This window comes from Streptomyces sp. NPDC057617, from assembly GCF_042800555.1.
GTDB lineage: Bacteria > Actinomycetota > Actinomycetes > Streptomycetales > Streptomycetaceae > Streptomyces.
Genome location: NZ_JBHVGV010000006.1, coordinates 265,651 through 279,435 on the forward strand (window position 1 = coordinate 265,651; position 13,785 = coordinate 279,435).

The 13,785-nt window shown below is 70.8% G+C and carries 8 protein-coding genes; 1 reads left to right on the forward strand and 7 read right to left on the reverse strand.

The features are described 5' to 3' along the window. Nucleotides 1–136: 136 nt before the first annotated feature. The 7 genes from ACFU9P_RS17495 to ACFU9P_RS17525 all read right to left on the reverse strand — a co-directional run bounded on the left by ACFU9P_RS17495 (nt 137) and on the right by ACFU9P_RS17525 (nt 11,896). Nucleotides 137–1,582: a S28 family serine protease gene (locus ACFU9P_RS17495; RefSeq protein WP_384081459.1), complete on the reverse strand. Its 1,446-nt coding sequence runs from the start codon at nt 1,580–1,582 to the stop codon at nt 137–139. A gap of 90 nt (nt 1,583–1,672) precedes the next feature. After that, nucleotides 1,673–2,158: a hypothetical protein gene (locus tag ACFU9P_RS17500; RefSeq protein ID WP_384081462.1), complete on the reverse strand. Its 486-nt coding sequence runs from the start codon at nt 2,156–2,158 to the stop codon at nt 1,673–1,675. Between the two features lie 141 nt (nt 2,159–2,299). Further along, nucleotides 2,300–6,154: an ABC transporter ATP-binding protein gene (locus ACFU9P_RS17505; RefSeq protein WP_384081465.1), complete on the reverse strand. Its 3,855-nt coding sequence runs from the start codon at nt 6,152–6,154 to the stop codon at nt 2,300–2,302. Between the two features lie 153 nt (nt 6,155–6,307). After that, the gene (locus tag ACFU9P_RS17510; RefSeq protein ID WP_384081468.1) at nt 6,308–7,165 is read right to left on the reverse strand and encodes a serine hydrolase; all 858 of its coding nucleotides are present in this window, start codon (nt 7,163–7,165) and stop codon (nt 6,308–6,310) included. Between the two features lie 185 nt (nt 7,166–7,350). Continuing rightward, nucleotides 7,351–9,021: a thiamine pyrophosphate-binding protein gene (locus ACFU9P_RS17515; RefSeq protein ID WP_384081471.1), complete on the reverse strand. Its 1,671-nt coding sequence runs from the start codon at nt 9,019–9,021 to the stop codon at nt 7,351–7,353. Beyond that, nucleotides 9,018–10,181, reverse strand: coding sequence for an agmatinase (gene speB, locus ACFU9P_RS17520; RefSeq protein WP_384081474.1), 1,164 nt, complete (start codon nt 10,179–10,181; stop codon nt 9,018–9,020). The genes ACFU9P_RS17515 and speB overlap by 4 nt, the downstream gene beginning before the upstream one ends. A gap of 200 nt (nt 10,182–10,381) precedes the next feature. Beyond that, a complete protein-coding gene (locus tag ACFU9P_RS17525; RefSeq protein WP_384081477.1) occupies nt 10,382–11,896 on the reverse strand; it encodes a sodium:solute symporter in 1,515 nt (504 codons plus the stop codon). 140 nt (nt 11,897–12,036) lie between these two features. On the opposite strand from ACFU9P_RS17525, the gene ACFU9P_RS17530 reads away from it, so the two are divergent. Further along, nucleotides 12,037–13,644 (forward strand): PucR family transcriptional regulator, encoded by a 1,608-nt coding sequence (locus ACFU9P_RS17530; RefSeq protein WP_384081480.1) that lies wholly within the window; start codon nt 12,037–12,039, stop codon nt 13,642–13,644. Nucleotides 13,645–13,785 lie beyond the last annotated feature (141 nt).

Sequence of the window (13,785 nt, forward strand, 5' to 3'; positions counted from 1 at the left end):
TTGTACGGATCGGCCGGGCAGTGAAGCGCACTTGGGGAAAGAGAGCCGTTCCTGCGTTCCCGAAGTCCAGGGGCCCGGAACGGGAGGCCACGGCAGGCACAGCGGCACGGCCGCCTGTAGACCGGCGGCTGAGGAGTTACGGCCTCAGAGTGTGCTGCTCGCGCTCGGTCTTCTGCCGGTCGAGCTTGGTGTTGAACGGCGCCAGCGGCTTCGCCTTCGCCGCGTCCTGCTGGACGGCGGCCGGGGCGACGCCCGCCCACTCCAGGATCCGGGCGGTGGCCTTCGCCTGCTCGTCCGGGACGAGGGCCGCGACATTGGCACCGTGGTTGGCGCCCGGCGCGACATACACATAGCTGTCACGGGCACCGCGGCCCAGGTGGAAGGGCTCCGCACCCCACGGGTCGTTCTGCCCGTACACGAACAGCATCTGGTTCGCGTGGTTGCGGACCCAGGTGTCGACGTCCCGCATCGTGGAGGAGTCGAACTTCATGGGGATGGAACGGGGCACGAAGTTCCGCGGCGGCTGGTAGCCGTAGCGGCTCAGATTGCCGAGGTGCGGCTGCTTGATGTCGGGCGAGCCGAGCTGCGTACCGGCCTGGTAGTAGTACGGCGTGTAGGTCTCCAGGCCCTGGTCCGTGTAGGCCGAGAAGCCGGAGATCGCGTCGATGGTGTCGTAGATCTCCTGGTCGGAGGCGGTCGCCGCGGCCGGGATGAACTCGCAGTCCGAGAGCAGGCTGTACTGCCAGAAGGCCCAGACGAAGTCGAGCACCACGGCCTCGTACGCCTTGTCCAGCGTGCCGACGGTGGTGAAGGTGGCACCGGTGGCGTCCGCCCACTCCTGGTAGGTCTTCTCCAGCGGCTCGCGCCGGACGAGCGCCTCGCGCTGTACGGCGTTGAGCTTGTCGCGGCACTCCTTGGTGCCGACCCGCTCGAAGAACCGGTCGTACGCCGAGTCCTCGGTGTTCACCACATCGTTGGGCGCGACATACGCGACGACGCCGTCCATGTCGCGCGGGTAGAAGCGCTCGAAGTAGGTGGCGGTCATGCCGCCCTTGGAGCCGCCCGTGGAGAGCCACTTCTTGGGGTAGATCTTCTTCAGCGCGGAGAAGATCCGGTGCTGGTCACTGGCCGCCTGCCAGATGTCCAGCTTCGACCAGTCGGCCGGCTGCGGGCGCGACGGCGTGAAGAATCGGTACTCCATGGAGACCTGGTTGCCGTCGATGATCCGGGTCGGCTCGCTGCGGCTCGGGTTGGTGGAGACGTTGTAGCCGCCGGTGAAGAAGACCGTCGGCCGGCTGGTGTCCTTGTGCAGCAGGGTGACGCGCTGCTGGAACGTGCCCTTGGACGGATGACGGTGGTCGACCGGCTGGGTGTAGTTGAGGACGAAGTAGCGGTACCCCTCGTACGGCTTCTCCTGGATCAGGCTCATCCCCGGGATCGCGAGGATCCGGTCCTTGATGTCGGTGGTGTCGGTGGCGGGCTTGTGGTCCGCGCTCCGATCGGCGGCGGTGGCCGCGCCTGCCGTGGCCACCGTGCCTATGATCAGCACGAGCGACAACAGCCATCTCAGCGCCTTGCGCATTCGCTCTCCCCTGTGTTCATGACAGACGCCGTGAACCTAGCGGGCCGAACACCCGACCCGCCAGTGCCGGTTCGGCGACGGTTCACGGGTTCAACAGAGGATCCAGCCGGTGGAGGCGGAGACTCCGGCGACGGCGCCGGAGACCCGTACGCATCGGTTCAGGGCATGGACCGTGACGGGGCCCGCCTGCTGGACGAAGTTTCCGCTGTCCACCACCGGACGTGCGCCGCGCGCCTGGAGACTGACCGTCATCGTCCGCCTCGGGCCGGGGTCCTTGGCGACGGTGAGGGCGCAAGCGTAGTCACGCGCCTTGTAAATCCGCAGCTCACCGATGGCGAAGCCCACCGTCTTCTGCGGCCGCCCCGAGCAGACGGACGCGATCTCGGTACGCGCGACCCCCGACACCTTCGTGGGCGCGACTCCCGGCACACCGTCGGCCTCTGCCGTGCCGGGGCCCGCGAGAACCAGGGCGCCGGCGGCGGTCAGTCCCGTAAGACAGCGCAGCAGTGCTCTTCCGGCGCCGATGCCCGTACCGGCACCACTACCAGTACCGGTCCCTCCCCCAGCCCGACCCAAGACACGCCCCCTCAAGGCTCCCACCACATATACGCGTACGACGCTTCAAGGGCCCGGAAGGTTGTGAAGGGCGTCAAAGGACGGCAAGTGCGCCCACACGCCACCCTGATGACCCCGTGATGCCCTCCCGCACAACGCCCCTCAGACCACCGCGGCCGGCTCCTCCTCGCCGAGGAAGCTCCGCCACAGCTTGGCGTACCGGCCCTCCAGGGCGAGGAGTTCATCGTGCGTGCCGTCCTCGACGACCCGCCCGTGGTCCATCACGACCACCCGGTCCGCGCGGGCCGCAGTGGTCAGCCGGTGCGCCACGACCAGGGTGGTGCGACGGCCCGTCAGCCGGTCGGTTGCCTGGTTGACCAGGGCCTCGCTGGCCAGGTCGAGGGCGGCGGTCGCCTCGTCGAGCAGGAGTATGTCCGGGTCGACCAGTTCGGCACGGGCCAGGGCGATCAACTGGCGCTGCCCCGCGGAGAGATTGCGCCCGCGCTCGGCGACCTCGTGCAGATAGCCGCCGTCCAGCGTGGCGATCATCTCGTGCGCGCCGACCGCGCGGGCCGCGGCCTCGACCTCCGCGTCGCGCGCGTCGGGGCGCCCGTACGCGATGGCGTCACGGACCGTACCGGCGAAGAGGTACGCCTCCTGCGGTACGACTCCGAGCCGGTGGCGGTACGCCGTGAGATCCAGGTCGCGCAGATCGCTGCCGTCCACGGTGACCCGGCCGGAGGTCGGATCGTAGAACCGCGCGACCAGCTTGACCAGGGTGGACTTGCCCGCTCCGGTCTCGCCGACGAAGGCGACGGTCTGGCCCGCCGGTATCCGCAGATCGACACCGGCGAGAGCGGCCTCCCCCGAGCCGGCGATACCGGCCGAGACCCGCGAACCCGCGGCGCCCGCGCCGCCGTTCGACGCGAGCCGATCGCTCGCGAGTCCGTTGCTCGCCAACCCGCCGCTGGGCAACCCGTCGCTCGCAAGCTCGTTGTACGCGAACCGCACACCCTCGAAGGCGATCTCGCCCCGCAGCGACAGCACATCCAGCGGCTCCTTCGAGGAGGCCGTCGAGGTCGGCTCCCGCAGCAGCTCCTGGATACGGCCCAGGGAGACGGTCGCCTGCTGGTAGCCGTCGAAGACCTGCGAGAGCTGCTGCACGGGGGCGAAGAACAGATCGATGTAGAGCAGATACGCGACCAGCGCGCCGGTCGTCAGCGTTCCGGCCTCCACCCGCCCCGCGCCGACGATCAGCACGGCCGCCCCGGCCACCGAGGACAGCAACTGTACGAAGGGGAAGTACACCGATATCAGCCACTGACCGCGTACCCGGGCCTCGCGGTAGTGGTCGCTGCGCCCGGCGAACCGCTCCGCGCCGTCCTTCTCGCGCCGGAACGCCTGGACGATCCGCAGCCCGGACACCGACTCCTGGAGATCTGCGTTGACGACGCTGATGCGCTCGCGGGCCAGTTCGTACGCCTTGACGCTCTTGCGGCGGAAGTAGACCGTACCGACGACCAGGACGGGCAGGGTCGCGAACACCACCAGCGCGAGCTGGACGTCGATCACCACCAGCACGACCAGGATGCCGAAGAAGGTGACGACGGAGACGAACGCGGTGACCAGGCCGGTCTGGAGGAACGTCGAGAGCGCGTCCACATCGGTCGTCATCCGGGTCATGATGCGGCCGGTCAGCTCACGCTCGTAGTAGTCGAGCCCGAGGCGCTGGAGCTGCGCGAAGATCTTCAGGCGCAGCGCGTAGAGGATGCGTTCGCCGGTCCGCCCGGTCTTGCGTGTCTCGCCGATCTGCGCCGCCCACTGGACGAGTACGGAGACGAGTCCGAGGGAGGCGGCCACCCAGACGGCGCCGAGCGCGAGCTGCTCGACGCCCTGGTCGATGCCGTGCCGGATGAGGACCGGGAGCAGCAGGCCCATTCCGGCGTCGACGGCGACGAAAGCGAGGCTGATCAGCAGCGGCAGCCCGAAGCCGCGCAGCAGCCGGCGCAGTCCGTACGACTCCTCGGCGGCGACCGCGCGCGCCTCGTCGACCTCGGGGGTGTCGGTGGCCGGGGGCAGCGCCTCCACCTGGGCGAGCAGTTCGGGGGTGGCGCCGGGGGCCGCCGCGTCGGCGGCGTCGCGCGCCTCGTCCCGCACCCACAGCCCCGGGGTGACTCCGCGCTCGGCGTCGAACTCGGCGTCGATCTCCTCCTGGAGCGCGCGGACCTCCTCCGGGGAGGGGGCGTCGTCCGCGCATTCGGCGGCGACGGGGGTGTGGCCGGGTGAGACCCCGCCCAGCTCCTCGGGGTCGGTCAGCAGCCGGCGGTAGAGAGCGGACCGTTCCTGCAGCTCCTCGTGGGTGCCGATGTCGGCGAGCCGTCCGCCGTCGAGTACGGCGATACGGTCCGCGAGGCCGAGGGTGGAGCGTCGGTGGGCGATGAGCAGGGTCGTACGCCCGGCCATCACCGCGCGCAGTGCCTCATGGATCTCGTGCTCGACACGGGCGTCGACGGCGGAGGTGGCGTCGTCGAGGAGGAGCAGCCGGGGGTCGGTGAGGATGGCGCGGGCCAGGGCGATGCGCTGGCGCTGGCCACCGGAGAGGGTGAGACCCTGCTCGCCGACCTTGGTGTCGTAGCCGCCGGGCAGCGCGCTGATGAAGTCATGGGCCTGGGCGGCGCGGGTCGCCGTGAGGATCTCCTCCTCGGTGGCGTCCGGCTTTCCGTAGGCGACATTGGCGCGGACGGTGTCGGAGAAGAGGAAGCTGTCCTCCGGTACGAGCCCGATGGCGGCCCGCAGCGAGTGGAGTGTCAGCTCGCGCACATCGTGGCCGCCGACGAGGACGGCGCCGTGCGTCACATCGTAGAAGCGCGGCAGCAGGAGCGAGACGGTGGACTTGCCGCTGCCGGAGGAGCCGACGACGGCGACGGTCTCGCCGGGCCGAATCTCCAGGGAGAAGCCGTCGAGGACGGGTCTGCCGTTCTCGTACGCGAACGACACGTCGTCGAACTCGACGGAGGCCGGGGCGTCCGCGGGCAGTTCCTTCGTGCCGTCCTGGAGGGTGGGCTCGGTGTCGATCAGCTCCAGTACGCGTTCCACACCGGCGCGGGCCTGCTGGCCGATGGTCAGCACCATGGCGAGCATCCTGACCGGGCCGACGAGCTGGGCGAGATAGGTGGAGAAGGCGACAAACGTACCGAGGGTGATCTGGCCGCGGGTGGCCAGCCAGCCGCCGAGCGCCAGCATCGCGACCTGTCCGAGGGCGGGTACGGCCTGGAGTGCGGGGGTGTAGCGGGCGTTGAGCCGGATGGTGCGCAGCCGCCCGGCGAACAGCTTGCGGCCTGCTTCGCGGAGTTTTCCGGTCTCCTGGTCCTCCTGCCCGAAGCCCTTGACGACCCGGACGCCGGAGATCGCTCCGTCGACGACCCCTGCGACGGCGGCGGCCTGAGACTGCGCGTACCAGGTGGCGGGGTGCAGCCGGGTGCGGCTGCGGCGGGCGATGTACCAGACGGCGGGGGCGACGGCGAGGGCGATCAGGGTCAGCGGCAGGGACAGCCACGCCATGATCGCCAGGGATATGAGGAACAGCAGGACATTGCCGATGGTCATCGGCAGCATGAAGAGCAGGCCCTGGATGAGCTGGAGGTCGCTGGTGGCGCGGCCGACGACCTGCCCGGTGGAGAGGCTGTCCTGGCGCCGCCCGTCGAGGCGGGCGATCGTGTCGTACATCTCGGTACGGAGATCGTGCTGGACGTCGAGCGCGAGACGGCCGCCGTAGTAGCGCCGTACGTACGTGGCCGCGTAGACGCCGAGCGCGGCCAGGATGAGCAGGCCCGTCCAGACCAGGAGGGAGCGGTTGCCGTCCCCGATGACATCGTCGATGACGACCTTGGTGATCAGCGGGACGAGTGCCATCACCGCCATGCCGGCGAGCGACGAACCGAGCGCGAGGATCACATTGCGCCGGTACCGCCAGGCGTACCCGGTCAGCCGCCGTGCCCAGCCCTGCTCCGCCGCCACTGATGCCTCCCGGTCGTTCTGATCTGCCGGAAGGCACCAACGCGGGCGGCGGCGGATTTCATCCCTCCGCAACAAAAGACCGGTCTCCGGTCCTAGGACCGGCCCCTCACGGGACCGGTCCCTCACCGCCGGCCTCGCGACCGGCCGCGGTCGTCACTTGGCGGCGGCGAGATCCTTGTGAACAGCGCGGGCGACGGCCTGGATGGTGTTGATTCCGTCGTTCATCGTCTTGTTGTCGTGGGTGAGCACGGTGATCAGGTAGTTGTTGCCCTTGCCGGTGAACGCGCCGATGCTGTGCACGCGCCAGCCGTGCGTGGACCGCTGGAGCCAGCCGTTCTTGAGCTGGACGGTGGCCGAGGCCGGGGCGCCGGCCGGGACGCCCCACCGCTGGGACGAGATCACCCGGCGCATCCGGTCCAGGATGTAGCTGCGGGCGTTGTCGCTGAGCACGCTGTTCTTGGCGGTCACCAGGGTGAGGAGCTGCTGCTCGTCACGGGCGGTGATCTGGGTGAGCCCCCAGGAGCCGTTCGCGCCCGGGGTGGTCTGGGTCATCCCGGCGGCCTTGAGGAATCCCTTGACCTTCGTCAGACCCAGCTGCTTCCACAGGGTGCTGGTCGCCGCGTTGTCCGACTTGGTGATCATGGCTGTGGTGAGGTCGACCTCGCGCTGGGTCAGATAGCGGTTGGTCTTCTTGGCGTCCCAGAGCAGCGTGGCGAGGACGGTGACCTTGACCACGCTGGCGGAGTCGAAGTTCTGGGTGGAACGGAGGGTGCACCGCGTGTTGGTCGTACGGTCGTAGACCGCGACGGCGGTGGTCGATGCCCTGCCCTTGAGCGCCGCGGTGATGTCCTTGGACAGCTTGCTCGCGAGGCCCGCCTTGCCGGAGGTACAGGCGACGGCCGGAGCCGCCGCCATCGCGGGTGCCGCTCCCGCGGCGACCGGTACGAGCCCGGCGGCGAGGGCGACGGAGAGCGCGCCCCGGGCGCGCCAGGATATTCGCTGCTGAGTCATTGAAGTTCCCGCCCCTGCCCCTCGCGTCAGGAGCGCGCCGCCCGGCGCGCTCGCAGACATGATGCACAGGGAGGGGTCAATGGTTGTATGGGCTCGAACACAATCGCGGTCCGAGACCGAATCGTGTTGATCCCCGCCCTCCGGCTCGCTCGTACTGGGAGCGCCGGGACCCCTGGGCCCCGGGCTCAGAGATGCGTCGGCGCGAACATCCTGAGCAGGGCGGGAAGCACCACGACCGACGGCCCGGGGGCGGCGAGCGCGGCGGCGAGGTCCTCGCGCAGCGACTCCGGGTCCGTACGGACGGCCGGGACGCCGAAGGACTCCGCGAGGGCCACGAAGTCCGGGCGGGCCAGCTCCGTACCGGTGGTCTCGCCGAAGGCGTCCGTCATGTACTCGCGCAGGATGCCGTAGCCACCGTCGTCGACGATCAGCCAGGTGACCGGGAGGCCATACTGCCGGGCGGTGGCCAGCTCGGCTATGGAGTACATCGCGCCGCCGTCGCCCGATACGGCCAGGACTGGTGTCGTACGGTCGGCCACCGCGGCGCCGAGAGCCGCGGGGAAGCCGTAGCCGAGGCCGCCCGCGCCCTGGGCCGAGTGCATGGGTCCCGGCCAGGCGGACCAGGCCCAGTAGGCGAGGATCGTCATGTCCCAGAAGCTGGGGGACGCGGCGGGCAGGGCAGCGCGTACGGCGTCGAGCACCCGCCGCTCCAGGGTGAGGTCCTGCGCCTCGATCCTGGCCCGTACCTTCGCCAGGACCGTACGGACCGCTTCGGCGGCGGCCGGGTCGTGGCGCCGGGTGACCGACTCCAGCAGCGCGGACAGCGCGATCCGGGCGTCGGCGTGGATCCCCAGGGCAGGGTGGTTGGACTCCAGCTTGCCGAGGTCCGCCTCGATCTGGATCACCCGGCCGCGGGGACGGAGGGTGTGGTAATTCGAGGACAGCTCGCCGAGGCCGGAGCCGACGACCAGCAGGACGTCCGCGCCCTCCAGGAAGTCGGTGGTGTGCCGGTCCTCGATCCAGGACTGGAGCGAGAGCGGGTGCTCCCAGGGGAAGGCGCCCTTGCCGCCGTAGGTGGTGACGACCGGGGCGGAGAGCTTCTCGGCGAGGGCGAGCAGCTTGCCCGGGGCGTCGGCCCGTATCACTCCGCCGCCCGCGATGATCACCGGGCGCTCGGCGTGCGACAGGGCGTGCGCCGCGACCGCGGTCAGCTCCGGGCGCGGAGGCAGCTCGCGCGGCGTGGCGTCCGGCACTGTGACGACCGGCAAGGTGGTCGGCGCGAGCAGCACGTCCTGCGGGATCTCCACCCAGACCGGGCCGTGCGGCGCGGTGAGCGCGGACTCCCAGGCGGCGGCGATCGCGGAGGGGATCTGCGAGGCGGTACGGACGAGGTGGACGGATTTGACGATGCCGCGGAAGGACGCCTGCTGGTCCGGGAGTTCATGGAGATAGCCATGGCGTCCGCCGCCGAGGCCCGCGGCCGGCACCTGGCTGGAGATGGCAAGGACCGGGGCGGAGGCCGCGGCCGCCTCCTGGAGCGCGGGCAGCGAGGTGAGCGCACCGGGGCCGGTGGACAGCAGCAGGGGTGCGGCCTGGCCGGTGACCCTGCCGTACGCGTCGGCGGCGAACCCCGCGTTGTTCTCGACGCGCAGCCCGACATAGGCCAGACCGGATCTGCGCAGGGCGTCGAACATGCCGAGCGCGTGCTGTCCGGGCAGCCCGAAGACGGTGGTGGCGCCGAGACCGCTCAGGGTCTCGATGACGAGATCGCCGCCGTTGCGCCCGGCCGGCGGGTCCAGCGCGGCCTTGGTCTGCGCCTCGGTGGGGCGGAGCACCACATCGTGGTCGTGGGTCACTTCGCCGCCCCGTTCGGTGCCCCGGCCGCGGTCGGAGCGGCGGACTCGGCGGCGGTGCGGGCCTCCGCTGTCTGGCGGGACATGATCGTGGTGAGTTCGTAGGCCGTGTGGGAGGCCGCGACGGAGGTGATCTCGGCGTGGTCGTATGCGGGCGCGACCTCGACGACATCAGCCGAGACCAGGTGGCAGGAGGCCAGTCCCCGGATGATCTCCAGCAGTTCGCGTGAGGTCAGTCCGCCTGCCTCCGGGGTGCCGGTGCCGGGCGCGTGTGCCGGGTCGAGCACATCGATGTCGACGGAGATGTACAGCGGGCGGTCCCCGACGCGCTGCCGGAGCTGGTCCACGATCTCGTCCACGCCCCGGCGCATGACATCGGCGGAGGTGACGATGCCGAAGCCCATCCTGGCGTCGTCGTCCAGGTCGCTCTTTCCGTAGAGCGGGCCGCGGGTGCCGACATGGGAGAGCGCCTCGGTGTCGAGGATGCCCTCCTCGACGGCCCGGCGGAACGGCGTGCCATGTGTGTACGCGGCGCCGAAATACGTGTCCCAGGTGTCGAGATGGGCATCGAAGTGGAGCAGTGCGACCGGTCCGTGCTTCTTGGCCACCGAACGCAGCAGCGGCAGCGCGATGGTGTGGTCGCCGCCGAGGGTCATCAAGCGGGCTCCGGTGCCCAGCAGTTCATCGGCGGCGGCCTCGACGGTGTCGACTGCCTCACCGATGTGGAACGGATTGGCGGCGATGTCCCCTGCGTCCGCGACCTGCGCGAGCGCGAAGGGCGAGGCGTCCTGGGCCGGGTTGTAGGGACGCAGCAGCCGCGACGCCTCCCGTATCGCGTTGCCGCCGAACCGGGCGCCGGGCCGGTAGGAGACCCCGGAGTCGAAGGGGACACCGACCACGGCCACATCGGCGGTGCCGACCTCGTCGAGCCTGGGCAGCCGGGCGAAGGTGGCCGGTCCGGCGTACCGCGGGATACGGGACGAGTCGACGGGCCCACGCGGAGGGTCACCGAGCCGGCCGTCGCCACGCGAACCGTCGCCGGGCAGGCCGTCGCCACGCGAACTGCCGCCGGGCAGGCCGTCGCCAAGCCCGGGCGAACCGTCCTCACGGCCGGCGGTGGCCGGGTCCTGCTGTACCTGTCCGCTGTGTCCGTTGCTGCTCATCGTCGGGCCTCTCCGGGTGATGCGTGCGGCTCCGCACTGCTCTGTTCTGTGTCGTGCGTGTCGTGTCTGTGTCGGGTGTGTCGTGCCGGTGTTCCGCGTCGTGCTGGTGTGCTCGAAGCTGATGTGCTCAAGAATGACCCGCCCCGCCGACAGCGGCCGGGGCCTGTGGATAACTCTTCTCGGATCGGCCTCGGATCGCTTCAGACCACCGGGACCGCGCCCTCCCCGGCGCTCGCCACGGCACCCTCCTCGCCCTCCTGACCAGCCAGTCTGCGGCGCCAGACGGCGAGCACCGCCTCGTCCGTGGGCCTGGTTGCCAGACTGACGATCACATAAGCGGCCAGCGAGGAGAGCAGCCCGTAGTAGATCGGTTCCGTGGCGAGGATTCCGTACGCCGCCATCAGCCCCACGACCGCCCCGCCGCCGACGATCACGGCGGCCAGCGCCCCGTACACCGTGCCGCGCCGCCAGAGCAGACCGCCGAGGATCGGTACGAGCAGCCCTCCGACCAGCAGGTTGTACGCGACGGTCAGCGCCTCGACAACATTGTTCAGTGCGATCGCGATAGCGATGACGGCGACGCCCATGATCAGGATGAAGAGCCGGTTGCCCCTGACCTCGTCCCGCTGGGCATCGCCACCGCCGGCTCCGTGACCGTCACTGGCCCCGTCGCCGCCCCCGCGCCCGGCGCGCCGCAGCCGCGACCAGATGTCGTTGTTCGCGACAGTGGCGCACGCGATCAGCGCTCCCGAAGAGGTCGACATCACCGCCGCGAGGGCGGCGGCCAGCACCAGCCCCCGAACCCCGATGGGCAGTTCGTCCTTGACAATGGTCGCGAACGCGTCGTCCGCGCTGCCCAGATCCGGATAGAGCGCCTTGGCGGCCGTGCCGATGACCGCGCCGGCCAGCGCGTACACCAGGCAGTACGTACCCGCGACGGTGCCGCCCCAGCGCGCCACCTTGTCACCACGCGCGGTGAACACCCGCTGCCAGATGTCCTGTCCGATCAGCATGCCGAAGGTGTAGATCAGGACATAGGTGAAGATCGTCTCGCCGCCGATGCCGAACGGCGCGAAGTACTCGTCCGGCAGCTTGGCCCTCATCTCGCTGAAGCCGCCCGCCTTGACCACGGCGATGGGCAGGAGGAGCAGCAGCACCCCGATGGTCTTGACGACGAACTGCACCATGTCGGTGAGGGTGATGGACCACATGCCGCCGAGCGTCGAGTAGGCGACGACGATCGTGCCGCCCAGGACGATCGCGACCGTACGGTTCAGATCGAAGAGGACATCGAAGATCGTGGCGTACGCGATGGTCGAGGTGACCGCCAGCATCAGCGTGTAGGCCCACATCACGATGCCCGAGATGACCCCGGCCCGGCCTCCGTACCGCAGATCGAGCATCTCGGAGACGGTGTAGACCTTCAGCCGGGCGATCCGCGCCGAGAAGAAGACGGAGAGCGCGAGCAGTCCGAGGCCGATGGTGAAGACCATCCAGGCGCCCGAGAGGCCGTGCCGGTAGCCGAGGCCGACGCCGCCGATGGTGGAGGCGCCGCCGAGGACGATGGCGGCCATGGTGCCGGAGTACATCCACGGGCCGAGCCTGCGTCCCGCGACCAGGAACTCGCTCTTGGATCTGGCGCGGCGCATGCCCCACCAGCCCATGGCGAGCATGCCGGCCAGATAGACGACGATCACCGCGTAATCGACAGCCATGGGCTTCCTCCGTCTGGTTCCGCCTCGTCCGGGCGTCCTCGTCCGCACGCCGTCCGTGCGACATGACCGTAGGTGGCCGGAAAGCAACGCTGAAGTGTACGTTTCATCCACTCAACTCGCCGATGATGGATGGATCGTCCATGCCGGATCTCGTACCGCCACCCACCCCGCCGATTCCGCTGGCCGCGCTGCTGGCGGACGCCGGGCTCGGTCTGCGCCGGATCGCCGGTCCTGCCGATGACTCGGCCACGGCCGTTCACTGGGTGCACACCTCGGAGATGACCGATCCGTATCCGTATCTGCTCGGTGGGGAGCTGCTTCTGACCGCCGGTGTCCAGTTCACGGCCGCTTATGCCGACGCCTATGCGGCACGGGTGGTCGAAGCGGGGGCGGCGGCTCTCGGTTTCGGGGTGACACCGGTGTACGACACGGTGCCCCCGGCGCTCATCGCGGCCTGCGACCGGCACGGCCTGCCGCTGCTGGAGGTCCCGCCGCGCACCCCGTTCACGGCGGTGGCGCGGGGCGTGTGGCGGCTGATGGCGGAAGCACGCCACCGGGAACTGCGCCGGGTCACCCGGGCCCAGCAGGGTCTTGCCGCCGCGGCGGCCCGCCGGGACCCGGTGCCCGCGGTGCTGCACCAGCTCGCGGTACGGCTCGGAGGGCGGGCGGTGCTGTTCGCAGCGGACGGCACGGAGCTGTACGGGACGGGCCGCGCCCTGTCCCCGGTGGCCCACGAAGCACTGGCGCGCCTGGCGCGGGTGGTCAATCCGGACAGGCCGCCGGGCGACCGGGCGGCAGGACCCGGGCCGGGCTCCGCGCCCGATCGCCCGCCGAACTCGGCAGCAACTCCGGCTCCGGCTCCCACATCAGGGCTGGCATCAAGCCCCCGACCGGCCCCTCCGCCGGCCTTGTCAGCTCCCTCTCCCTCCCCCGGCCCCACCCTTTCCCCCAACCCCTCCTCCGCCGCAGACACCGTCGACGGCACTCATCTCGCCGCCTACCCCCTCGCCGGCGGCCATGGCCTTGTCCTCGGCGTCGCCGTGGCGGCCGGGGGCCGGGAGCCCGGGGATCACACCATCACCGGTGTCGCCGTCGTCCTGCTCTCCCTGCTGGCCGCGCCCCATCAGAGCGCGGCCGAGGCCGGCCGGTCCGCCGCGCTCGTACGGCTGCTCCTCGGCGCCACACCCGCCGAGGCCGCTCCCCTGCTCGGCACCGGGCCCTGGACCGTGGTCCACGCGCGCGGTGGCGCCACACCCTTCGCCGCGGGCGCGCTCGCGGCGGCACTGGGCAGCGCGCTGGTCGAGGCGGACGGCGCGGCGGTCCGTATCGTCACCGATCGCGAGGTCACCGCCCAGCCCGGCTGGACCCTCGGTGTCAGCGACCCCGTGGACCCCGCGGACCTCGCCGCCGCCGACATCCGCGCCGGGCGGGCGCTGCGCCGCGCGGAGGCCACCCGTACCCCGCTCGTACGCCACCACGAGGCGGGACTCGCCGGGCTCGTCGCGCCCGAGGAGGCCGCGGCCCACGCGCGGGCCCGGCTGGCGCCGCTCGCCGGCTCCCCCGCCCTCACCGAGACCCTGCGTACCTGGCTTTCCCTGCACGGGAGCTGGGACCGTACGGCGGTGGCGCTGGCCGTGCACCGCAATACGGTCCGTCAGCGCATCGCCCGCTGCGAGGCGCTCCTCGGCAGCGACCTGGACGACGCCGACGTACGGATGGAGCTGTGGTTCGCGCTGCGCTCCCTGTGACCGTGTGACCGTGACATACGCGACTGTGACATGCGCGACCGTCGCGCGGCACTTATCCACAGGCTCTGTCCACAGCCCTGGACAGCCTCGGTGACCGCCGGGTAACTTCCCACTAGATCTGAGCAAGCGCTTAGCCGAGTC

Coding starts and splice junctions, on each gene's coding strand:
- ACFU9P_RS17525 (WP_384081477.1), bottom strand. CDS start 11,896: ATGGCTGTCGATTACGCGGTGATCGTCGTCTATCTGGCCGGCATGCTC.
- ACFU9P_RS17510 (WP_384081468.1), bottom strand. CDS start 7,165: ATGACTCAGCAGCGAATATCCTGGCGCGCCCGGGGCGCGCTCTCCGTC.
- ACFU9P_RS17495 (WP_384081459.1), bottom strand. CDS start 1,582: ATGCGCAAGGCGCTGAGATGGCTGTTGTCGCTCGTGCTGATCATAGGC.
- ACFU9P_RS17530 (WP_384081480.1), top strand. CDS start 12,037: ATGCCGGATCTCGTACCGCCACCCACCCCGCCGATTCCGCTGGCCGCG.
- speB (WP_384081474.1), bottom strand. CDS start 10,181: ATGAGCAGCAACGGACACAGCGGACAGGTACAGCAGGACCCGGCCACC.